At 41.9% G+C, this 25,893-nt stretch carries 13 protein-coding genes; 6 read left to right on the top strand and 7 right to left on the bottom strand.

The features are described from left to right. Genes H8796_RS09415 through H8796_RS09435 form a run of 5 tightly spaced genes read left to right on the top strand, consistent with a single transcriptional unit; the run spans position 1 to position 9,486 of the window. Positions 1-1,248 carry a SusE domain-containing protein gene (locus H8796_RS09415; RefSeq protein WP_117936081.1) on the top strand — a complete coding sequence of 416 codons (1,248 nt, stop codon included), beginning with the start codon at positions 1-3 and terminating at the stop codon, positions 1,246-1,248. A 14-nt stretch (positions 1,249-1,262) separates the two neighbouring features. Next, positions 1,263-2,654: a glycoside hydrolase family 76 protein gene (locus tag H8796_RS09420; protein ID WP_004313036.1), complete on the top strand. Its 1,392-nt coding sequence runs from the start codon at positions 1,263-1,265 to the stop codon at positions 2,652-2,654. A 36-nt stretch (positions 2,655-2,690) separates the two neighbouring features. After that, positions 2,691-5,936 carry a TonB-dependent receptor gene (locus H8796_RS09425; protein ID WP_117936079.1) on the top strand — a complete coding sequence of 1,082 codons (3,246 nt, stop codon included), beginning with the start codon at positions 2,691-2,693 and terminating at the stop codon, positions 5,934-5,936. A gap of 13 nt (positions 5,937-5,949) precedes the next feature. Then, positions 5,950-7,878: a RagB/SusD family nutrient uptake outer membrane protein gene (locus tag H8796_RS09430; protein ID WP_117936077.1), complete on the top strand. Its 1,929-nt coding sequence runs from the start codon at positions 5,950-5,952 to the stop codon at positions 7,876-7,878. A 36-nt stretch (positions 7,879-7,914) separates the two neighbouring features. Further along, positions 7,915-9,486: a LamG domain-containing protein gene (locus H8796_RS09435; RefSeq protein ID WP_117936075.1), complete on the top strand. Its 1,572-nt coding sequence runs from the start codon at positions 7,915-7,917 to the stop codon at positions 9,484-9,486. A 120-nt stretch (positions 9,487-9,606) separates the two neighbouring features. Here H8796_RS09435 and H8796_RS09440 read toward each other — a convergent pair whose 3' ends face one another. The 6 genes from H8796_RS09440 to H8796_RS09465 form a co-directional block, all read right to left on the bottom strand. Further along, positions 9,607-9,873, bottom strand: coding sequence for a hypothetical protein (locus H8796_RS09440; RefSeq protein WP_117936073.1), 267 nt, complete (start codon positions 9,871-9,873; stop codon positions 9,607-9,609). A 274-nt stretch (positions 9,874-10,147) separates the two neighbouring features. Then, positions 10,148-11,704 (bottom strand): sulfatase, encoded by a 1,557-nt coding sequence (locus tag H8796_RS09445; protein ID WP_008776381.1) that lies wholly within the window; start codon positions 11,702-11,704, stop codon positions 10,148-10,150. A 60-nt stretch (positions 11,705-11,764) separates the two neighbouring features. Beyond that, the gene (locus tag H8796_RS09450; RefSeq protein WP_117936071.1) at positions 11,765-13,147 is read right to left on the bottom strand and encodes an alpha-L-fucosidase; all 1,383 of its coding nucleotides are present in this window, start codon (positions 13,145-13,147) and stop codon (positions 11,765-11,767) included. A gap of 8 nt (positions 13,148-13,155) precedes the next feature. Further along, entirely contained in the window at positions 13,156-14,598 is a 1,443-nt protein-coding gene (locus tag H8796_RS09455; RefSeq protein WP_117936069.1) for a sulfatase, read from the bottom strand. A 149-nt stretch (positions 14,599-14,747) separates the two neighbouring features. Continuing rightward, entirely contained in the window at positions 14,748-16,796 is a 2,049-nt protein-coding gene (locus tag H8796_RS09460; RefSeq protein WP_117936067.1) for a RagB/SusD family nutrient uptake outer membrane protein, read from the bottom strand. Between the two features lie 15 nt (positions 16,797-16,811). Continuing rightward, complete coding sequence (locus tag H8796_RS09465; RefSeq protein WP_117936065.1) at positions 16,812-19,982, bottom strand: TonB-dependent receptor; 3,171 nt, start codon at positions 19,980-19,982, stop codon at positions 16,812-16,814. A gap of 178 nt (positions 19,983-20,160) precedes the next feature. Between H8796_RS09465 and H8796_RS09470 the strand changes: the two genes are divergently transcribed. Next, the gene (locus H8796_RS09470) at positions 20,161-24,252 is read left to right on the top strand and encodes a two-component regulator propeller domain-containing protein (protein ID WP_117936064.1); all 4,092 of its coding nucleotides are present in this window, start codon (positions 20,161-20,163) and stop codon (positions 24,250-24,252) included. A 189-nt stretch (positions 24,253-24,441) separates the two neighbouring features. Here H8796_RS09470 and H8796_RS09475 read toward each other — a convergent pair whose 3' ends face one another. Beyond that, a complete protein-coding gene (locus H8796_RS09475; RefSeq protein WP_117936062.1) occupies positions 24,442-25,815 on the bottom strand; it encodes a sigma-54 dependent transcriptional regulator in 1,374 nt (457 codons plus the stop codon). Between the last annotated feature and the right edge of the window lie 78 nt (positions 25,816-25,893).

Consider the following 25,893-nt stretch of genomic DNA (forward strand, 5'->3'; position numbering starts at 1 on the left):
ATGAGAAACAATATGATAACAAAAAAACTAATCAAATTTGCCCTGCTGTTTTTTCTTATCGGACTGACGGCTTGTGACAATAAACTGAATCCGGGATTTGATCTGGATGATTATGAACCGATTGTTCCGCCTGAACCTGTTAGAACCATGGATGCAATGGCTAGTGGCGAGCGGGTAGTACTTTCGGGTGCTTCGTTGACAGATATTGTTCTGAAATGGACGCCTACCGAAAAACACGGAAATACAGTATATCGTTATGAAGTATTGATTGATACGATCGGGGGCGACTTTACCAAACCGGTAGAAACGATCTTTTCTGACAATAACGGTTTGGAATCACAGTTGACTTTAACCCATTATCAGGCAAACACAATAGGTAAACTGGCTAAATTCCGTTGTAATACCAACGGTACACTGCGTTGGAAGGTGCGTGCTTATTGCGGATTGGATCAGGCTCTTAGTAGTCTGGAAGGCTATTTCGTGATCTTCATGATGGATGGCATCGATGATATGCCTGCTGAAAATGACCCGGTTTACATCACGGGTGTGGGTACGGAAGATGATGGTGATGAAGCGGAAGCACAACAAATGCTCCGTCAGAATGAAGGAATCTATCAGACTTTCACTCAATTGAAAGCCAACCAGCCGTTTGTCTTTATGTCTACTGTCGAAGGTCGTAAGTGTTATTATTATGTAGACGATAATGGAGTGCTGCGTGAACGTAACGATGGTGAAGAATATACGGTGACTGTCCCTCAATCGGGTATTTATCGTATTACCATCAATATGGGTGAACAAACCATCAGTTATGATGAGATAGGAGCCGTATATCTTTATAACCAGTCTGGAGGGTACAGACAAAACTTCGACTATCTGGGATATGGCAAATGGGGTGTGAAGAATTATACAGCACGTAAGCAAAAAGAGGATTGGGCAGGAAGCGGTGAAACCCGTCATAGCTTTAAGATGGAGATCAACGGAACGACTTACCGTTGGGGACATAAGGAAAGAGATAAGGGACAGCCTAATTTGGATACCGATAAGAGTTATTATAATCTATATCAATTAGCATTGGGTACTGATGCCTGGGATTATAGTTTCCGTTTCTGCGACGAATTACTGCAGTGGGGTGCTATACAGGGAAATGTATATTATGCTACGGTGAAAACCGATGTAACCCTTTATTTCAACGCAGAGCTTGGAACGTATACCCACCGTTGGGTAGCTTCGGAAACGAATGAAGATTAAAACTTAATAATAATATGAAGAACTATATAGTATCATTATCAAAAAGAGTTTTGCTGTTAAGCGGTGCACTGGCAATATTCGCAGCTTGTGACGATGGCGATTTGGGAGACATCTACAAAGGTAACTCATCCGGCGAATATGTGTCGGATGTGAACTGGACGGATGCAGCCGACAAAAGTACAGGAACATATATCAAATATTTCTATGAGAATGCCAGTGGACGGAATACCTTTTGCGGAAGCATCTATTGGGAAAAACCGAATACACCGGAAACCGGAGAACCAACAAGTACAGGCGGTAGCGGTGGTTGGTCACAGGGACATGCATTGGATGTTATCACCGATGCTTATATCCGCCATGCGAACAATCCCGAATATCAGACTTATTTGTATGAAAACATCATGAAACCTTTCCTGCCGGCTTTTGATGACTGGAATGAGCATTGCGGTTATGGTGGCAAGGATTTTTGGAATAACTTCTATGATGATATGGAATGGATGGCACTAGCTTCCCTGCGGGTATACGAGTTGACTGGTGATCCTGATTATTACAGTGCATTGATGAAGATGTGGAATCATATCAAGGGAGCAAAGAATGACTACAAAGGGGCAGGAGGAATGGCATGGAAAACGGATGCGCCGGCTTCGCGTATGTCTTGTTCCAATGGTCCCGGTTGCCTGTTGGCTATGAAGTTATATCAGCTCACCATTAAGGAGGCTAAAGACGGTTGGGAAGAGCAGGCTGCTTATTACCTGAACTTCGCCAAAGAGGTATACAACTGGATGACGGCTTATCTGTGTGATATTTCCACCGGACAGGTATATGATAATTTGAGTATTAAAGATGACGGTACACCGGGAGATCCTGATAAAGTAGCCTTGTCTTATAATCAGGGAACATTTATGGCGGCTGCCTTGGAATTGTACAATGCTACCGGTGAGGAGGAATATCTTCGTAATGCGGTTGCTTTCGGCTCTTATCAGGTAAATAAGAAAATGGACTCTAACTATCCGGTATTCAGTGGTGAAGGAAATTCGGGAGATAATCTTTTATTCCGTGGAATATTTGTCCGTTACTTCCTGGATATGGTGAAACAGCCGACTAACAGCCTTTATCCGGAAAAGACCAAGAATAAGTTTATCGCTGCATTGCGCAGCTGTTCTGATGTGCTTTGGACGTTGGCTCATCCCGAAGGCTATTATGTGTGGGAGTACGACTGGGCAAAAGCACCGGCCTTTGGTAATCGCGACAACAGGGAAGATCGCCTGACAATCTCCTTGAATGCGGAAGTCCCGGGAGCAACAATGATTGAAATCCGTGCCCGTTATGAAGACTGGGTGCAAGGTAAAGCAACGGAAAAGGCCAACTGGGTCGGACCGGATTTCGGTAAGAAAGCAGAGGAATAAGATTGATTTATTACACATAGAAAATCGAAAAGAAAGATGATACATATAAAAAGAAATATTTGTCTGGTGGCTGTTTCTTGCACTCTTCTTGCAGGTATACCTTTGCAGGGTGTGGCGCAAACGGGAAGAACGGCAAAGGTGCAGGCCACACAAAGCAATAAGATAACAGTGTCGGGTACGGTATTGGACAAGACGACAAATGATCCGTTGATCGGTGTGTCTGTTGTCGTGAAAGGAGTAGCCAATGCAGGTACGATTACGGATATGGATGGTAAGTTTACGCTTAAACTGCCTTATGCGGAAGCTCCGTTGGTGTTTTCTTATCTGGGTTACCAGCCACAGGAGATTGTTCCCGGTGCAAAGAAAGAACTGACTGTCTTATTGCAGGAAGATACGAAAGCATTGCAGGAAGTGGTTGTAGTTGGTTATACCAAACAACGTAAAGAAACCATGATCGGTTCTGTGGCTACCATCACAACGAAAGATCTGACGCAGAGTCCTACTGCCAATATCAACAATGCGCTTGCCGGACGTCTGCCGGGTTTGATTGTAAACCAGTATGCGGGTGGTGAACCGGGTGTGGATCAAAGTGAATTGTTTATCCGTGGTAAGGCAACTTACGGTAACCAGAGCGCTATTGTCATTGTCGATGGAATCGAACGTGACATGAGTTACCTCGCACCGGATGAAATTGAAACATTCACTATTCTTAAAGATGCTTCCGCCACTGCCGCTTATGGTATCCGTGGTGCAAATGGTGTAATCGTTATTACTACCAAACGTGGTAAGGCAGCGGAAAAGGCAACCGTGAACCTGAAAGCCTCTATCGGCATTAACCAGCCGATTGGTTTCCCCGAATATTTAGGCTCTGCCGATTATGCAACTTTATATAATGAAGCCAGATTGAACGATGCCAAGATGACGGGCGCAGACATCAGCAGTTTGAACCTTTTCTCTCAACAGGCAATTGACAATTTCCGCCGCGCCAAAGGGGATAACTCCGATGGCTTGGGATATGACTGGGATTATTATGATTTTGCCTTTAAACCGGGCTTGCAGGAAGATGTCAGCCTCTCCATCCGTGGAGGTACGGACAAGGTACGTTATTATGTACTGGCCAATTACTTTTCACAAGGAGGTAACTACAAATATGCGAATGCCGGTGAATATGATTCACAGACTAAATTCACCCGTTACAATTTCCGTTCGAACATCGATATTAACATTAATCGTTATTTGAGCACCCGTCTGGATTTGGGTGCCCGTATTACCGACCGTAATGCACCGGGTACAACAGCCGGTCGCCTGATGACCATCTGTGCTACCCAGCCTCCATATCTGCCCATTCTGGTGGAAGAAAACGCGCATCCGCAGAATGAGGAATACATTCAGCAAAACCCTCGTGGAATGCTTTATGGTGACAATATCTACCGTTACAATCTTCTGGGTGAATTGAGCCGTACCGGTTATCTGAATGAAAAGAACACATATCTGAATGGTAGTTTTGCCATGAATCTGGATATGGAATTTCTGACGAAAGGATTAAAGGCGGAAGTGATGTTCTCTTATGACGCCTCCGAAGGACGCTGGATAAACCGCAAACTGGATACTTACAAAGACGGATATCGTGAATATCCGAAGTATGCAACATTTATGCCGATTGAAGGCTCGGATGCTTATATGGCAGGCGGACACTATACGGGTGCTTACAAAACGGGTAACAAGTATGATATTGACCAGACTATCGGCAACGGATTCAGTCATAACGCTTCTGACGGACGTACTTATATACAGGCACGTTTGGATTACAACCGTTTGTTTAGCAACCATCACGAAGTGACAGCCATGTTATTGGCAAACCGTGGTAACCGTACTGTTAACAATGAACTGGCTTATCATAGCCAGGGTATCACCGGACGCTTTGCTTATTATTATAATCAGAAGTATCTGATGGAATTTAACTTCGGTTACAATGGTTCCGAGAACTTCGCGCCGGGCAAACGTTACGGATTCTTCCCTGCTGGTTCAATCGGTTGGGTAGTCTCTGAAGAGGAATTTATGAAAAAGGCTTCCTGGATTGACTTCCTGAAGGTAAGAGCCTCCTATGGTTTGGTAGGTAGTGACAATGTCAGCAGCCGTTTCCCGTATCTGGCTTTCTACGGTGGTGGCAGTGGTTATGATTTCGGTAATAACTTTGGTACGAATGTAGGCGGTACTTCCGAAGGCAATCTGGCTAATGCGAATCTGACTTGGGAGAAAGCACGTAAACTGAATGTCGGTATCGACTTTACTACCCTGAATCAACGCTTGGCATTGACGATAGATGCATTTTACGAATATCGTTTTGACATTATTACAGATATGAACAGTGATGGTATCATGGGATATCCAGACATTGTAGGTAAAGATGCAGCTTTACAGAATCTGGGTGAAGTAAGCAACCGCGGTGTGGATATCGAATTGAGTTGGAATGATAAGATTGGAAAGGATTTCCGTTATTATATCCGTCCGAACCTGACTTTTTCCCGCAACCGTCTGGAATATAAGGCGGAAGTTGCCCGCAAGAACTCTTGGCGTAAAGAGACAGGTAAACGTTTATACGAAAACTTTGTCTATGTGTTCGATCATTTTGTAGCCGATCAGGAAGAAGCTGACCGCCTGAATAAGATCGGTTATCAACCGTGGGGACAATTAATTCCGGGAGATGTTGTTTATAAGGATTTGGATCGTAACGGAGTGATTGATGATGAAGACCGTACGGTAATGGGAAATCCGCGTAGTCCGGAACTGATGTTCGGTATTCCTTTCGGTTTCCAGTATAAGAACTTTGATTTTAGTGTATTATTGCAAGGTGCGACAAAATCATCTATTCTGTTGAATGGGGCGGCTGTATTTGACTTCCCGCAGTTTGAACAGGATAAGATCGGACGTGTGAAGAAAATGCATCTGGACCGTTGGACACCGGAAACGGCTGCTACTGCCAAATATCCGGCATTGCATTATGGAACACATGATAACAACAAGAATGGAAACAGCAGTTTGTTTTTGTATGATGCTTCCTACCTGCGTCTTAAGAATGTGGAAATTGGTTACAATGTATCGCCCAAATTATTACGTAAATTCCATGTGCAACAGGCACGTATTTATGTGCAAGGTCTGAATCTGTTGACTTTTGATAAACTGGGTGATGTGGATATTGATCCGGAAACGAAATCCGGAGACGGAGCTTCCTGGTATCCTATTCAAAAGGTATTCAATTTTGGTATTGATATTACATTCTAAATAAGATAGAAATATGAAAAAGTTATATAGATTTTCAGCAATTGCTTTATTGGTCCTGCCGTTGGTCTTTACTTCGTGTAGCGATTACCTGGACCGGGACGATGATGATAATATTACGGAAGCGGACGTTTTTGCCCGTTACGAAAAAGTGAACGGACTAGTCTCCGACGTATATGCGGCTGCAAAGAAAGCAGACCGTCCGCTGGTGTTTTTCGAGCACTTCAGCAACAGTGCCATTACGGACGAATGTGAAGGAACCAACGTAGAGGGGAACATTACGAATAACTTCAATAACGGCGCCTGGAACCCGAACTCTTTGCCCGGTAGTGTAGGGCAATATTGGGAAGCTCTTTATGAAGGAATCCGTAAAGCGAACCTGATTATAGAAAATGTACAGAAGTATAACACGCCCGACAACCCTCAACAGGATGGTGATCTTCGTAACCGTATCGGTGAGATGTATTTCATGCGTGGTTATTTCCACATGCTGTTACTGCGTATGTATGGCGAAGCTCCTTATATTGACCGTGTGATTAATGCCGGAGATAATATGGACTTCAAGAAAGAGTCTGTTCATTCGATGGTTGAAAAGATTGTGACCGATGCACAAACTGCTTATGGCATGGTTCCTAATAAGTATGTGAAAACTTCCGAGAACTTTGGCCGTGTGGATAAGGGAGCCTGTCTGGGATTGATTTCTTTTGTTCGCTGGGTAGCGGCTACTCCGTTGTGGAATGGTGCTTCTCAATATGGATACAACTTGCGTCGTGTGTTTGAAAATGAGTATGCTTATGATGCTACTCGTTGGAGAAAAGCCAAAGAAGCGGCTAAAGCAGTTCTGGATTTCGAAGTCGGCGGCACCAAGCGTTATTCTCTCTATACGAAACATGATGCAAATGATTTCAAGGATCCGGCTGACGGTAATCTGAATGACAGTCGTGTATATGCTCGTTTGTGGGATATGTTTTATGATATGGATGCCTTTGCCAATGAGTATGTGTTCTTTATGACGAAGAGCAAGGATCAGGCATGGCAGGGGGATATTTATCCGCCCAGCCGTGAGGGAAGTTCGCGCCAGCAACCAGTGCAGGAACAAGTGGATGAATATGAATATATCGTAGGTGATTATGGCTATCCGGTATATTCGGCAGAAGCTCGTAAAGGTGGCTATGATGATACTAATCCGTATATGAAAGGTACTCGTGACCCGCGTTTCTATCGCGATGTAATTTATCACGGAGCTCCTTATCGTAATAATAAGAACGAGTCGAAAACGATCAATACGGCGAGTGGTTCCGATAAGATTGGTGCTACCAATGCAACTACTACCGGTTATTATTTACGTAAATTTCAACAGGAGTCATGGAACAAATCCGGTAACTTCAGTATCAATGCGCCCGCCATCTGGCGTCTTCCGGAGTTTATCTATATTTATGCAGAGGCCTGTAATGAATTGGGCGAGGATATCGATGAAGCTTATAAATTGGTGAATACGGTTCGTGAACGTTCTTTTATGAAACCGATGCCACCGGAAGTAAAGACTAATCAACAGTTGATGCGTGAATACATCCAGCGTGAACGTCGCGTGGAACTCTTTTATGAGGGAAAACGTCCGTGGACTTGCCGCTTGTATCTGGAGCCCACCAGTAAGGAAGAACTGGCAAAGGAAAGCCTTTGGAAATCCAGCGGAAGCGATAACTCAAAACGTACGCAAAAATACTGGGCTGCCAATAACGGTGCATTACCCCGTTGCCAGCGAATGATTAACGGAATGCGTCCGGTGCAGGATGAGAATGGAGCGATTACGGTTGACGGTGTGAAATATAGAATGGAGCGTTTCTGCGTGGAAGAACGTACTTTCTCTATTCAGCATTATCTGTTCCCGATTCGCCAGAGTGAGTTGCAGAAGACGCCGACCATTGAACAAAATCCCGGATGGTAAACCGGTAGGAATGTATAACTTTAAAAAGAAAATCAGATGAAACGAATCTATACATATATGTGTCTGTTGCTATTGTCGGTATTATCGTTTGCCGTTACAGGTTGTGACGACGATGATGATGACGATGTGGCTAAAGACTTGATAGAGTTGGTTGTGAACAAACCGGTGATACGTATCGGGCAGAATGAGGAAGCCAAAGTGAATGTAGTGGTTGGAAACGGAAACTATACCGTGAGAAGTTTCAACACTGCTATTGCAACGGCTACCGTTTCCGACGAATTGATAACTGTAAAAAGTGGCTCACAGAATGGAGCCACTACCATCGAAGTAATGGATGGAGAAGGAGTAGTTGCCAATATCTCTGTGAATGTTGGTGTATTTGAATTGGAAGTGAATGAGTCGGAGGTGATCTTGGAAGTTGCCGGTGAAAAGCAACTGATTGTCAGCATGGGAAACTTTTCCAGCAATGATGAATTGTCTTATGAGGTGGAGGATGAAACGGTTGTCGGCATGGTTAATACAGATCAGTTCCGCCCTTTCTATACTTTGACAGGTTTGAGGAACGGACATACAACAGTGACTTTTACAGACCATAAAGGAAAACAGGCGGTGGTTCAGGTGACGGTAAATCCGATTTCTATCGATGTCTCCAATCTGACACCGAGAGTGGGAGTCAACAATAAGATCATGATTACGGTAGAAAAAGGAAACGGAGGTTATAGTCTGACAGCAGAGAATGAAGAGATTGTAGCTATTCAGCAGGTGGATGACACTCGTTTCAATTTAATAGGTAAAAAAGCGGGTATCACTACCGTGTTTGTCAGAGACGAAGCGGAACAGGAATTAAGTCTGACCGTAACGGTGGTACAGGCAGATAAAGTGGCAAACCTGGGTAGCGGTAATTACTTTAAAGTACCGTTTGAATATAATGGTACGGCAGATGAATCGCTAAAGAATTTGAGTACGCTCACATTTGAGGCTCGTTTCAACATTGAGTCGTTGAATGGCAATGACAATGGAAATGCCCGGATTAATACGGTGATGGGTATAGAGAAGAAATTCTTGCTGCGTGTCGATGTGCATAAGGGAGGAAGCAATGATGAGGAACGTTTCCTTCAGCTTGCTGCAGATGATAAAGGTAGTATTCGCTATGAGGGCTCTACTAAGATAGAAACCAATAAGTGGTATGATGTGGCTGTGGTATTGGATAATAGTAAGAGCGGAAGCGAGCGGATTGCGTTGTATGTAAATGGTGTCAGAGAAACGCTTCAATTATCAAACGGTACGCCGGATGATTTGAAAGAGATCAATCTTACTTCTGATTTCTACATCGGCCAGTCTGATGGTAAACGCCGGTTGAACGGAGCTATCAGTTATGCCCGTATTTGGACAAAAGCCTTGTCGGATCAACAGATCTCCGAGCAGAGCGGTAAGTTGTTGAGTGAGGATAAGGATGGAATGGTAGCTAATTGGTTATTCAATAATGGAAATGGTAATACCAAGACATTTGTGTCTTTGGCAGGAAAGAGCTTCGAAGCAGAGGCGGCAAATATTGTTTCAAGTTGGAAAACTGATCCGATATTGGAAACAAGTGCTCCTACAGAATGATTGTAAGAAGATAGGATAATAAAAAAGCCATCCCCGGAATAGACGAAAGTAGGGATGGCTTTTTTTTGTAGTGTGCTTACTATTCTTCGGCAGACTATGTCCTGCATGTTGTTGGCAAGGTTATTCCTTGACAGGCTCAGCCGGTTTGTCTTTTGATGTAGTGTCTGTGACAACTGTATCATTGACAATGGCGGCTAGTGCAACCAGTTCTGCCTTTGCAGGCGCGTCTTCTTTAGTTACAGTATCTTTAACTACTGTATCGTTGACAACTGTCGCATTGATTTCTGTCGGGGCTGTCACAGCTTCTGCAGAACTCTGAGCCTTTACAAGGAATGAACCACCACAAACAAACATAAACATTGCTACTACTAATACTAATTTTTTCATAATCGTTTGCTTTAATGATTATTAGATATATGTTTTCAATTCTCTACCTTTGTGTTAAGGAATCGGTTATTGCTTTTCGCTAACGTTTAATTAAAGATCAAAGCGCGTGCCAAAATTAGAGAATGTATGATAAGTGATTGATAAATAAAGGAATGAGGAAGATGATGCCAATTAGGATAGTGGGGAAGTATGTGTGGAGTGTGTGGAAACTGTGGCGGGGAGTGTGGAATTATTCCACACTCCCCGCCACCATTCTTTTATTTAGGTAATCTATTTACTTGATTTCATCCGGCCAGGGACAAGGTTTGCCTGTCGCTTTGAAAGTCGGTCGTTGTGCATCTACTTTTCTTAGATAGTTGCCCAGCTCTTTAGAAAGTTTTTTCACGATGTCCGGATGCTGTGCACTAAGATCGTTGCTTTCTCCTATATCATCAGGTATGTTGAATAACTCTTTCTTGCCTGTTCCATAGTAATAAATCAATTTCCAGTCGCCGTTTCGAACGGCACAATTAAAGTTGATTCCGGGACCGTCATTTCCCCAGTTGTTAGGCATATTCCAGAAAAGACTCCGGCCTTTGGCCGGGTTGCCTGTCTGTTTCAGCAGAGGGATGAAACTGATACCGTCTAGCGGCTGAACTGTCTGGTAGTTCTTGACACCTGCCATTTCAAGAATAGTAGGGTAGAAGTCTTCTATCAACAAGTAGTTGTTGCATTTGCTTCCCGGAGCTACTACTCCCGGCCAGCTGACAATCATCGGTTCGCGGATGCCACCTTCGTAAGTAGAACCTTTACCACTGTTCAACGGATAATTCTGTGTATGCAGCTTGCCGTCACGCCATCCGGATTCGGATGCAAGTCCTCCGTTATCACTCATAAAAATGATAATAGTGTTGTTGGCTTCTCCATTTTTTTCCAGCCAGTTCATTAAATCACCTAAACTTTTATCCATTCCTTCAATCAGTGTGGCGTAAGCAGCTTCATGGTCTGTCATTCCTTTTTTCTTGTACTTTTCATAGAAGCGCATATCTTTGTTCAAAGGAATGTGGATGGCATATTGCGACATATACAAATAGAAAGGCTGATTATACTTTTTCGCTTTATCCAGTGCTTTAATGGCTTCCAACGTCAATGCTTCAGTTACAAATGTTTCCGTTCCCCAATATTTCTCTAATCCGGGAACAGACATCAGTGATACCGCTTTTCCGTCTTTGGTATGTCCGTAATTCTCTTCTCCCAGGTAACTGGCAAGTCCACCAGCCGCATGTCCGGCAATATTTACCTCGAATCCCCAATGATGCGGATCTTCCCCTGGAGTATCTATCGCTCCGAAATGGGCTTTTCCACAATGTATAGTATGATAACCACTATTCTTTAGCAGTTGCACGAAGGAGGTTCCTACGAAAGTATGATTAGTGCCGGACACTTGACTTACTCCATTGTAATTCCAGTCAGGGACTGCCAGAATGCTATCTTTACGGTCTGTCATTGTATTCTTTTGCAGCGTCCAGTTAGTGACTCGATGGCGTGCGGCGTTTGTTCCGGTGATGAGGCTGCACCGGGTAGGAGAACTGATACTGTTGGCATACGCTTGAGTAAACATCATTCCCTGTTTTGCTAACCGCTCCATATTGGGAGTCTCGTACAATTCGTTATAGTGTGTTTTCTGTGTCCAGAATGGGAGTGAAGTATCCTGCCATCCCATATCGTCTACCATAAAGAGAATGATATTCGGACGTTTGTCCGCGCGTTCTATTTGCATATTGCTTTGTGCTTGCAGATTGGTTGCTGCGAGTGGCACAAATGCAAGGGGTAATAATGTTTTTTTATTCATGGGGGTCATTTTTTAGTGCTATCTTTATGCATTCTTGACTGTTTAATTATTGAAACTTGTTTATTCAACAGAATATGCACTGAAATTGATAATATCCGGTGGTGCAATAGATTCGGTTATGGTCAGTTTCAATGCATTTGTTTCTATCGGAGCGAATTTCTCAATGCGTTTGTGCCCTACTGACTCACCTTGGCAGACGGTTTTCCACTTGCCGTCTACTCTGGCTTCTATCTTATACTGTCGGATACGTTCTCCTTTCTTTATATTTTCTTGAATGATGCAATAGTTAATTGGTTGCTTTTGCTTCATCTCCAGAAGTAAACTTTTCTTTTGTCCTGAAGTGTACGCTATCGGGGAAGAGAAATGTCGGTTGATTTCATTCCCAAACTCTTTGAGACGTTCAACGTCTCCCGGCGGAATTAGTCCGGTAGGATCGGGAGTCAGACCAAGGATCAGTGTGGCATTTCGTCCGACAGATTTTTCGTACATGGTCATAAGTGTAGTCAGGGGATAAATGTTATCATCGTCGTCCGGTTCCCAGAACCATTCATGACGCCCGTTAGCTCCACGCAGTGGAGAATCAGCCATAGCAGGCACCCAGTATTTACCATCTTTATCACCATGTTTGAGTAGCAGGTTGTGGTCGCGTGCCGGTTCGGTGGCATTACTGTGGCTATACGGATAAGGAAAAGTAGACCAGCAGGGGTATTCTACTGTGCCTGTTTCGGAACCACCCCAACGGAAGTCTGCACGATCAACGTTGTGATAGAAGAGACATTCAGGCTGGTATTTGTTGACGATGGGTTCTACATCCGGACCGTCACCATGTGGATCATCAGCTCCTCCGTCAAACCATATCATATATAGGTCTCCGTAGCGGGTGCAAAGTTCTGTAACCATCTTTTCACAATACTTTTTATACCATATCTGGCGATTACGGGCAAATTCGTCTTCGCCTTCTGCCTTAAAATTGTGGATACCTAATAATGAATTCCAGCGGATTCCTATATAAATCCCTGGTTGTAATCCGTACTTGCGACAGGAGTTGACGAAGTCGTGTACAATGTCCCCTTTTCCATCACGCCATTTTACAGCTTTCAGGCAGTAAGGATTGATGTCACTTTGCCAAAGTCCGAAGCCTGTTTCGTGAGTGGCTGTCAGTACGGCGAACTTACATCCCGCCGCTTTGGCTGCTTCCACCCATTGGTCGGTATTCAGCTTGGTGGGGTTAAAAATGTTATAATCTTCTATGGGGCTGATGCGGTTGTTACCCTGTCCATAACGGATGCCGTCAAATACGTGAAGGTCGTAATGGAATACAGCTCCCAGTTCAGCTTCATGCCATTTTAGCTGGTGAGGCTTGGGGACAGGGATAATCTGTTCTTGTGCAAAAATATAGATTGAACAAACGATCAATAGAAAAAAAAAGTATAGCTTCTTCATATAGTCATTTATTGTATGGTCAGATAATTGGTAAATGAATCATTAGTCTGGTTTAACCATGTTTTTAATTGTTTGTAGAATTGCCCGACTTGCTTGGGGGAGCGCCGGGCTATATTATGGATTTGATAAGGGTCGTTTGACCGGTCATAAAGAACTGTTTCGTCTATTTTTCCATTTGTAGCATGGACTACAAAAGTATATCTGGCAGTACGTAACCCACGATAACCGGTAGAGTGGTTGTCATACTGTACAAAATAATAAGGTTGTACGATATCTTTGGGAGTTTTGCCGAGAATCTCCTGAGATAGGTCGAATGTTTGCACGGTTTCGGGAATTTCTTTCTGAAATCCCATCATGGATAGAAGTGACGGATACAAGTCGGCAAAAGCAATCATCAGTTGTTTGTCTTTGCGTGGCTTTATTTTTTCAGGCCACGAGATAATCATAGGGATACGCATTGATTCTTCGTAAAAGATATCTTTTCCCGGTTGATTATGAGCACCCATACAAATACCATGATCGGAAGTGAAAACAACGATTGTGTTTTCAAAAAGATCATTGGCTTTAAGTGCATTAATGATACGTCCTACGTTCTCGTCCACTCCGGTGATGCAGGCATAGTAATTGCGTATGTTGTTTCTGAAATAATCTCCCATTTCAGTTCCTTTAGCTGGTATATCCGGGCGGTTGTTGCATAAGGCTTCTACATCCATATCCTTATATATGGCTTTGTAGTTGTCAGGAACCAATTCGTAACCTGTGTGCGGTGGATTCATGGAAACTACTAAGGCAAAAGGATGATCGTTCGCTTTTTGTGCTTCGATGTATTCAATGGCTCTGTCTGCTTCATAGGCGGGTCCCCATTGGTTTACATAGTAGAAACTGTCACGCGGAGCTGTAGTGTTCCAATACATTGGTTTCAGATGATAATCGTAGGTACCGTAAGCTATCCAATGCTCGAAGCCATGACGGCGTTCGGGAGGACACCATTCGTTCCATGCTATTTTTCCCCGATTATTGTAGGTATCCACATAAGGTTTGTAAGGAGAATCCAAGTGCCATTTACCTATATAGCCGGTATGATAGTTCATGTCTTTCAGTACATCGCTCCAGCAACGGACCTCTTGTGGAAGTTCCACTCCATAAGGTGCAGTTTGTGAATTGCAGTTGCCTGTAACTTTGTTGTGAGGTGGATACATACCTGTCATCAACATGGCTCTTGCCGGAGATGAAACCGGATAACTGCTGATGGCGTTGGTAAATAGAACACCTTCGGAAGCAAGGTTATCCAGGCAAGGAGTTTTTACCGGTTCTTTACCAATGCAGCCAAGTGCGTCACCCCGATATTGATCTGCCATGATAAAAAGGAGGTTAGGGGTTGTTTGGGCAACAACAGGCAATGAGAATATAACTCCACTAACAAATCCTAAAGGGTAAATTATTTTTTGCATGGTAACATTTATAATGGATAAAGATACATATATTACTTCATATATTATGATAGGGAGGTAAAGTTATTTTGGTGAAAGAAAACTTTTCCTCCCTAGTGTTAATGCAAAGGCTGGTATTCTTTGCTGCTACCTGAAAACTTTCATATCTTCTAATCGCCTACAGGTAATGTACCGTCATTCTTAGTCCATCCCGGGTTTTGATAGATACTGGAAGTATCAAAATCACCGGAACCGGCTACTGTAGTGGTTAAACGGAACTCTCGGTTACTTATAGGATATAAATATTTAGCAGTGTTCCAATTAAGTCCGTTAAATCCTATATTAGCTTTATTCTTACGGTAAGGCAATAGGTATTTTCCTTCTGCATATTGGTCATTGCGTGATGAAACATTAGCTGTTTCTTCCGTAGTTCCATATTCAATCAATGTCATTTTCGCTAGTGTGGAAGCTGCATCTTCTGGTTGGGGATTTGTATATAGTTGGCTAATGCCTTCCCAGAAATTGCATCCCTGAATATGTACGTTCTGTACTTGGTCAAGAGCTCTCCAGCGTTTCAGGTCATTCATGCGATGTCCTTCAGCGGCCAATTCTATCCGACGTTCACGGCGGATATTGTACAATGTAGCATTCACTTGAGCTCCGGCAGAATAACTTCCCCAATCATTCTTTTCTTTTTCCATGATGGTATTATTGATCGTATTCTGATAATCTGTATCTACGTTGGCTCGACTGCGTAGTGCTTTCCAGTAAGTATCACAGTTACCTTGTAAATTTCCATGTAATTCATAATATGCTTCCAGATAATTCAGATAAGCTTCTGCGGCACGGAATATCGGGCATCCGGTATAAGATTCTTTGGTAGTCTGCATGCTGCCGGAAGTGTTTAATCCCTTGCGGAGGCAGTAGCCGGTAGCATTACCGTTTTCAACCTGTCCTTCGAAGATTGGTGCACGATAGAAATAACCCTGACCATCTTTTTTTATATACTCTATCAGGTTGGGACCGTCAGACAGGAGATCTCCGGTTTTCAGGATAGTCTGATCCATACGGGGATCTCTATTGGCGAATAAGTTTTTATAAGAATCGTCACCTTGAAAGTCTGAATTGTTGGCATAAATCGGCAAACCGTTTTTCATCAGGTAGGAATCTACCATTGAACGTGTGAAAGCAACATTTCCACCACCGTTACGTTGCAGATAACTGACTACAAAATGATAAGAAGTAGCCTCTGAATTCAAGCTGTATTTACGCCATAGCAATACTTCATTCATTCCACTCAAATCTACAGAGTTGAACATGGCAGCATAATCGTTATTTAATATAGGATGCGCTTTGGCTACGATATCAGCAGCTTCGACAGCTTGCTCCAAAAAGTATTTAATCTCAGAGTCAATGTTGATATTAAAATCTTTTAGATAATCCATATTTGCTCCGGGCCAACCGGGACCACCAGGAACAAATTCAGTACCTTTATGATATTTTTCCCAAGTTCCTTCAAATAAAGCTACGCGGCTTTTCACCAAGGCTGCACAATCCCTGTTCAGACGGTTGGTTACAGGAGCGGTAGGTAGCATATAGTTGTAAGCATTATCCAGGTCAGAGAGAATGAAACGGGCAACTTCGTTACGTGGACGGCGTTTAGATGCCTCGCGCACAGCATCATAATCATCGGTTACCACTTCTTTTAAAATAGGGAAATCACCTAAGTTTCGTAATGCCATAAAATAAATATAGGCACGGAAAAAGTAAACTTCACCGATATAGTGTTTGATATTAGCATCATTACCTGTAATCTCTCCATTCTCAAAGCGTTGAATGACGGTCTGCAAGAAATAATTGGTTGCACGAATCTTACGGAAGTATTTATACCAGAGATTGTCATCTCCGACATAGGACTGTCCTTTTACGAGCAATTTATTGGGAGTGTCGGCTGTTTGATTATCGGTTCCGTTGTCATCATCAAACAATCCCATGTTATAACTGCCTGACCCATGTGATGGAAGAATGTTTCCATATTCGCCGTTGTCTTCATTCTCACTGTCATTATAGAATTTAGCGGCATAGGCGGCTAAGTCTGACTCTGAATAGAGGTAGACTGTTGTACTCACACTCGTGATTGGTTCACAGTCCAGATAATCGTTGCATGAGGCAAATATGCCTGATGCAGCCATAAATGTATATAATAATATCTTTTTCATATGTGTTCTGATTGTTTAGAATGTTGCATTAATACCAAAAGAAATTGTACTCTGGAGTGGATATGTCTTACCTGAAAATTCTTCTTGGTAGACAGAATATGTCGTTTCCGGGTCGAATCCGCTAGGCAAACTGCTGATGGTCAATACATTTTCTGCGCTGACAAATACACGCAGATTCTGCATGCACAGCTTACTGATTAACTGTTTAGGTAATGTATATCCTATTTGGATATTTTTCAAACGTGCATAGGCTCCATTTTGCAGGTAGCGGCTCTGTACTTTTTGGTTCATATCTTTTCCCATGTAAATTCTGGGGAAATAGGCATCAGTATTGGGACCAAATACGGAATTTGTATTTTCCGGACGGTAATAATCCAAATGTTCTTTGAGGCCTGTTGATTGCCATTCACCACCGGAGAGTCCCCAAAACATGGCTCCTGTCAAAGCCAGATCACGTTTGGCTACTCCTTGCCAGAACATGCTGAAGTCTAATCCTTTCCATTCCAATCCCAAGTTAATACCGAAACGGAAACGTGGAGTGGAGTTACCGATAATTTTGCGGTCTCCCGGATCATCTACTGTATTGGCACCTTCATTGATAACGTTATCATTATTCAAGTCAGTATACATGATGTCACCTTCGCCCCAACCCGAACCCCAGGAAGGATTGTTCTTGGTTATCCATTCATCCATTTCTGCCTGGCTTTTGGCAATGCCATGGGTTACATATCCCCAGATTTCTCCTAATTCCTGTCCTTCGTAATAGGTCTTGATTGATTTGTCAGCATTGGGGTATTTGTCAACAAAAGAGCGGGAGTCAGCAATGTTGAAACCTACGTTATAGTTAACTTGTCCTATATGGTCACGCCATCCGATAGCCAATTCCCAACCTTTGGTGCGGAGATTGGTATTGTTGGTTTGTGGCATACCTGTTCCATAAATACCTGCTATTTCTGACGCAGGTCCTACCATATCAAGTGTTTTGCGGACAAAATAGTCGAAGTTAACAGTCAGACGATTGCGGAGCATACCCAGGTCGAAACCAACATTAAGTGATTTAACAGTTTCCCAGGTCAGTGAACTGCTGATTGTTCCGGGGACGCTTGCGATTGACGGTTTTGAATCTCCCATTAACCAGCTTCCGCCATTCACCTTGACAGTCTGCAGTAAATACATCGGATAATATGACTTGGTATTTTGATTACCTAATGTACCCCAGGAAAAACGTGGCTTTAATTGGTTGATAATATCTTTATCTACAGGGAAGAATTCTTCGGCAGCTATATTCCAGCCTAAAGAGAAAGATCCGAAGACTCCCCAACGGTCTTTACGCAGGAAACGTGAAGAACCGTCGTAGCGTAGATTTGCCGCAAAGAAATATTTGTTAGAGTAATCGTAGTTAATACGACCGAAAAAACCTGCTGTCGCCCATGAGTATGCGCTGGCTTCATTGATAACATCTTCTCCGGTAGCGGCACCGATTTCCGGAACGTTTTCAGATATCAGGTCCATACGTTTGACAGATAAATAACGGTTGTTGTATTTTTCCGTATTGACGCCGGCCATTACTTTAAACATGTGTTGGTTGATGGAAAAAGAATAATCTGAATATAAACTGGTAGTCAGATGATTGTCATTCGTCCAATGTTGCATGGCACCGGTTTGTCCTGCAGTGTAAGTTGAACCATAAGACAGCAGCAAAGGTTCATTTTCCACATTGTATTCATATACTTTGTTCAGATTTTGTTTCTTGAACTGGCTGATAAGGCGTAAACCTACATTGGCATAAATATTCCAGCCTTTCATAGGGTGAAACACCAGTTGACCTTGCAGATATACATTGTCATTGCTGGTTTTGGAACGACTGTCATTCGTCAATTGTGCTAATTTACCGTTACGCATATAGTGTCCGTTCGGGTCTTCAAATGGCATGGTAGGCCACATGCGTACAATGTCATGATAAAGCAGACCATCCAAGTCTGTATAGAATGGATTGTCGAGATTGGTGTGCACATATTTGGTATTCACTTCAATGTCCAGCCATTTGTACGGTTGTGCGTTGAACTTAGCGTTTGTGGAGATACGGTCATAAGTATCTTCTCCGAAACGTAAATTTCCGTCTTGATTTAAATAGTTGGTTGAAACATAATATTGGCTTTTGTCTGTACCACCACTTATATTCAGATTATGTTCATGTGCCCATGACCATTTATATTGTTTTTTATACCAGTTTACATTGTCATTCGCTTTTTCATGAAACTGCCAGTTACCGTTAGAATTGGCAATAGTGCTGGTATTGATTTCTCCATTCATGTACTTCTGGATACGATCCATTGTGTCGTCGTCAAAAATCGGATTGGCAGCACCTGAATTAGCATTACCTTCATTGAAATAGTTTGCAAACTGCCATGAGTTCATTAAGTCGGGCAAATGGTTGGGACCGTAGTAACGTGCATTTCCGGAGTAAGTGACATTTATTTTACCGGCTTTTCCTTTTTTGGTTGTGATTAAGATCACACCAAAAGCGGCACGAGAACCGTAGATAGAACTTGATGCAGCATCTTTTAAAACAGAAATTGATTCTACATCGTCAGGATTCAGATTATTCATATTCCCTTCGATTCCATCGATTAATACTAAAGTTGCTGCATTGGAGCCTTGTGATATAGTACCGGTACCACGAATGTTGATGTCCAGTGTTTGTCCTAATTCACCACCACGGCTGCCGACGGAAAGATTTAAACCGGGGACTGTACCTTGCAGTGATTGTCCCAAGTTTGTTACCGGACGTGAATCCAGCATTTTTGTGTCTACGGTGGCTACTGCATCGGTCAGATTGGCTTTTCTCTGGGTACCAAATCCTACTACAACCACTTCATCCAATGTCTGTGTATCTTCATCCAAAGAAACAGCATATTGCTTTTCAGAAGTGATCTTAATCTCTTTAGTCTGGTAACCTATATAAGATATAACCAGAGTTTTTCCTACTTGAACATTGGAAACTGCAAATTTACCATCGAAATCAGTAATTGTTCCGTTTGTACTTCCTTTTACGATTACGCTGGCACCAATGATGGGTTCATTGAGCTTTTTGTCAGTCACCGTGCCTTTAATGTTGATTTGCTGTGCATACATGAAATTAATGCTAAGCAATAACATGATGAGTAATGATTTAAGTCTTCTCATTGCATTTTATTTAAAGTTAAACATAAGGTTGTATACTGCAAAAGTACGCGGATTGGGATTTTGGGGGTATGCATGTTCTTCTCATTTAGCATACATGTTTAATTCAAATATTATTTCTTTATAACTTTTTTTCGTGCTTTCGGATATATTTAGTTTATTTGCATCAAAACGAAAAATAATGAAGTGCTTAAATCTAATTCTTCTTATTCTGATTGTGAGTAGTTGTCCGATAAGTCTTATTCATGCTTTTTTTGATAAAGACATTCGTTTGCTGACCATGCAAGATGGTTTGGCCGATAATACAATCACTTCTATATATAAGGATGATGATGGATTTATGTGGTTTGGAACAAGTAATGGGATAAGCCGTTATGACGGTAGGACGGTCCGGAATTTCAAACCAGCAGAAAGCTATCTTCCAAATTCTGTTATCGTACGATTGTCGCATGATTATTTGGGAATCGTTTCTAATGGAACTTTTCATTTTTTCAACCGGAAAATGGAATCTTTCATTCCTGTCTTTTCCGGTTCCAATATGGAGAAGCTTACTTTAGATCGAATATTGCCTGCTGACGAATCTTCTTTTTGGGGAATATCTGGGAATAAATTACTATTGTGTCAATGGGAGGAACAAACAGAACCGGAAAGACGTACATTGACTATTCGTATCAGGCTGCAAAAAGAATACAATTTATTGTCAAAGGATGGTGGCTCCTTTAGTACTATCTGTTATGATGGGGAGAATAAGAATAGAATCTGGTTGGCAACTAATAAAGGCTATCTGTGTCTATTCTGTGTGGATACTTCGGAGGTGTGTCAAAAAGTTTTGCTGGATAGTGGAGGGGCATTACATATAACTTCTGCTTTAAGCAGACAAGGTATTGTCTGGATTTCAACTTTGGCTAGAGGAATTATTCGTTATCATACACGCACAGGTCTTGTTGACTGTATTTCTTATGGTGGAGTGGGAAAAGAAAATCTTCTCTCCCATACGGATGTTTATGAAACTATATACATCGGAAATAATCGTTATTTAGCGGCAACATGGAGTGGCTATACCTTACTGATGCCGGATGGAGAAAATGGGGAAGAGATGACTTCTGAAATATATAACTACACATATACACAAATTCACCGGAATCTTGAGACGAGGTTGATTTCTGCCTATTATGACCCGAATGGTGTTTTATGGATAGGTACCAATGGCGGTGGAGTGATGTACTCGGACTTGAGGTCGCAATTTTATAACCGTTATTATCAGAATAGACATAATGAAATATGTAGTGTACTCATGGATGATGAGCGACATATATGGTTAGCTACTTTTCACAAAGGGATAATGCGGAGTGATATGCCGTATGTTCAAGGTAAGAAACTGACCTTTTCTGGGGTAGATACAAAAAAAGAAAAGTCGGAAGAAACAGTATTATGTGCTTTGAAAGATTCTGCCGGAAATCTTTGGTTTGGAAATAGGAATGGTATGCTGACTGTTTATAACACTAAATCCGGTAGGTTTACAACCCAGCCTTTGTTGATAAAGGGAAGTGTTAGCAAATCTCCTGTATGGGCTTTGTATATGGATGAAAAAGGCCGGTTCTGGATTGGTACGGAACAAGGGCTTCTTTTATATGATCCTCAAATAGGGACATGTGTAAAATTGCCGGTGGAGCGGTGTCTAAATGAGAAAGGTTCTCTTTGGGTGCGTGCCATTACCAGAACCAGAGATGGGGCAATATGGCTGGGAACAAGTGAGCAGGGAGTATGCAGAATTACAGAGTTAGCTTCCGGTGATATAACGGCAAAAAAAGGTTATGAACCTAATATAAACCTTGATTATCATTCGGTGCGTTCTTTATTGGCATCTTCAGATGGAAATTTATATATCGGCTATGTGGATGGATTTGCTGTTCTTTCGCCTTCTCAAGATACAATCAGCGAATTTTATACTACTAATAATGGATTGTGTAGTAACTTTGTCGGATGTATAGTGGAAGATGGTAAGGGGCGCATCTGGCTGGGCAGTAATTCAGGAATATCACGTTATAGTCGTCATCAACATCTTTTTTATAATTATTATATAGCAGGAAGTAACCGTTCTGCTATATTCAGTTGTAATACGTTGTTTTTTGGAAATAATCAGAGTCTGACTTATTTTGATCCGGATGAAATAGATGCTTATCCGAACAACGAACGGGTTTTGATTACCGGTTTGGAGGTCGACAATCGCTCCGTTGAGATCGGAGAAACGATAAATAACCAAATTGTGCTCGACAAAATGATTTCTTATACAGATCAGGTAATATTGAATAATGATAATCGGGACTTTTCTCTAGTGTTCAATAATCTATCTTATTCAAACGAACAGCAGAAATATCACTACCGGCTTTTACCCTATCAAGAGGGCTGGCTAATATCTGACGATGGAGAAAAAGCGTCATATACCAATTTATCTGCCGGAGATTATATCTTTGAAGTGAGGAGTATTTATCCGGATGGAAAGACTGGTCCTGTAACTTCTTTGAAAATCGTTATTCTTCCTCATTGGAGTAACACTTTAATCTTCCGCATTTGCATATTTTTGTTGGTATTGGGTGGGATAATTTATTGTATACGGTTGATAAAAATGCGCCAAAAGCGTTTGGAACGCGAAATGCAGATGAAACATGAGTTGTTGACCGTCAATATGGAACGTGAGAAAGAACACCAGATACGTATGGAACGTGAAAACTTTTTCACGGGTGCTGCCCACGAGCTACGTACTCCACTAACTTTGATTCTTGCCCCTTTGCAGGAACTGATGAAACAATATAACCCGTTAGAGCCTTTTTATAAGAAGCTGCAAGTAATGTATAAAAATGCAACTTCGTTGCACACCCTGGTCGATCATTTGCTATACGTGCAGAAGATAGAAGCGGGAATGGTAAAACTTCAGTTATCTGAAATTGATATAGTTCAATTGATAAAGACCGCGTCAGATTCTTACTGCCAAATGGCAGAAATCAAAGGCTTGCATTTTGAGATAACCTTGCCGGAAAATAAATTGATGGTTTGGATAGACGAAGCAAAGATCTTCTCAGCAGTTCAGAATCTCTTATCAAATGCATTTAAATACACATCTCCGGGCGGGAGTATTTTGTTGTCCGTTTCACATACGATAAAGGACGGACAAGGATATTGTCAAATCGCTGTTTCAGACACAGGTAAAGGTATTTCCGAAGAACTGCAAAAACATGTTTTTGAATCTTTCATAATAGGAGACAATCTTCCTGAATTTTCTACAAAGGTGGGGATCGGTTTACATATTGTCAAGCATATGATGGATTTACATCATGGCATGGTTACATTACAAAGTGTACCGGGTGAAGGAAGCACATTTGTACTGTATATTCCTGAGGGAAAAGCACATTTTGCAAAAGATGATTATGAATTGCCGGAACCTCATTTGAAAACAACGAAACAAGGACATGAAAAAGAACTTCCGGTTTTGCTATATGGAGAAGACACACAGGAAGTTATGACTAAAAAGAGTTTGTTGGTCATAGAAGATAATGAAGATGTACGTGAATATATATGTAGTTTGTTTAGCTCCAGGTACCAATTATATGAAGCTGTCGACGGGGAAGAAGGTGTACGAATGGCGAAAGAGAAACTTCCCGATTTGATTATTTCGGACGTGATGATGCCTGTAAAAGACGGATTTACTTGTTGTCAGGAGATTCGTTCACAACAAGAGACGGCACATATTCCTATCCTTATGCTCACGGCTAAGGCGGAAGATGCTGATATATTGGAAGGTTCACATAGTGGTGCGGATGATTATATGATGAAACCTTTTAATCCCGAAATTTTGAAGGCGAAAGTCGACAATCTGATTTTACAGCGTGAGCGATTGAAACGGATTTATACTAAAGCATTGATGCTGAAGCAAAAATCGGAAGAAGGAGAACAAGAAGATGACTTTCTGTTACAGCTCATTCATGTGATAGAGTTGAATATCTCTAATGAGAACTTCAACGTTAAAATGCTGGCAGAACAGATGAATATGAGCCAGCCTACCTTATATCGTAAGGTGAAGCAGCGCAGTGACTTATCCATAATAGATATGATTCGCAGTATTCGCATCAGTAAAGCTGCTGCACTAATTCTGGAGAACCGATACTCTATTCAGGAGATAACAGAACTGGTTGGTTATTCGGATACCCGCACTCTCCGCAAGCATTTTACGGAACATTTTGGGGTATCTCCTTCTAAATATATGGGAGAAATATAGATATTTTATCACCTAAAACTAGCGAAAAGAAGAAAGGTAGTACAACCATTATCAGGGAAGTGCAAAAAGGAATCATTTCTCACTACTATGAGAATAAATACTCATAGTAATGAGAACTTTTTCTCATCGCATTGAGAAAATTTTCTCATAGGCATGAGAACACTTGAGAAAATGCAAGAACGTAACTTGTTACAAATCAATATTGTATAATTTCAATTTATTATATAAAGTCTTCCGATCAATATTCAGTAATTGCGCTGCTTTACTCTTATTGTTTCCTGTTTGGCGTAGTGCCTCCAAAATATGCTCTTTTTCAGTCTCTTCATTGCGTAATGCAATGCTCGTATTGCTGGATGCAGGAGTTTCTAAAAGCTCGGTCCCCAATTCCAATAGAGTAATGAAACTGCCTTGTGCCAATAAAGTTGCTCTTTTGATGATGTTCTTCATTTGGCGCAAATTTCCCGGCCAATGATAATTCATTAAAGCTTGCGATGCTTTTGCATCGAAACCAATCAGGTGTTTATCCAGTTCCTTGTTTGCCTGATCGAGGAAGAAATTGGCAAAGAGCAGAATATCTTCTTTCCGTTCTTTCAGATCGGGCATCCGGAGAGTAAATTCATTGATGCGATGATAAAGGTCTTCACGGAAAGTACCTTTTTCAATAGCTTGTTCCAGATTCTCATTGGTGGCAGATACCAGACGAATATCTACCGATATCTCCTGTGTAGAACCTACCGGACGTATTTTTCTCTCTTGCAAGGCACGAAGCAGTTGTATCTGCACTTCATAACTAAGGTTTCCGATCTCATCCAGAAAGATAGTACCACCGTTGGCTGCAACGAAAGCCCCCGTTTTATCTGTCAGAGCACCTGTAAACGAACCTTTCACATGACCGAAAAATTCGGAAGCAGCCAGTTCTTTGGGGATAGATCCACAATCTACGGCAATAAACGGTTTATCGTTTCGTTTGCTAAGTTGATGAATACGGTGCGCCACATACTCTTTTCCTGTTCCGCTGGAACCGTTGATAAGTACGGACATATTGGTCGGAGCTACCAGACCTACATAATTGTAGAGCTGTTTGGCTGCATCACTTTCTCCTTCCAGATAAGCACGATGATTTTCTGTTGAATCTTTAGATGAAGTAGAAGCACCTTTTTTAGAAGAAGATTTAGCAACGTTATGAGTAGCAGGACTCTTTTCAGACTGCAGACATTCAGAAATTTTCTTCAGTAATTCTTCCGGATTTACCGGTTTGGCTATATAATCACGTGCTCCCAGTTTCATTGCCTGTACGGCGGATTGTATATCCGCATAGCCAGTCATGATGATTAAAGGAATGTCCATGCCTTGTTCATTCATCCATTTCAGCAGATCGATACCTTCGTGGTCGGGTAGTCGCAGGTCTGATAAAATCAGATCGACGTTTTGGCTTTCGATATGTTTTCGGGCGCGGGCAATATTACTCACTGATGATACTTCAAAGCCCTTTTTGCCTAGCCAGGTTTTTAGCATCATTCCAAAAGTGATATCATCTTCAACGATCAATATGGAGCTCATCATGTCAGGTTTTGATTCTTTTAAGTCACAAAGGTAAGAGGATTTAGGCGAAAGTGGTATATTTGCAAACTTAAATTAAAT

The sequence above is a fragment of the Bacteroides sp. M10 genome, from assembly GCF_014334015.1.
Classification (GTDB): domain Bacteria; phylum Bacteroidota; class Bacteroidia; order Bacteroidales; family Bacteroidaceae; genus Bacteroides; species Bacteroides intestinigallinarum.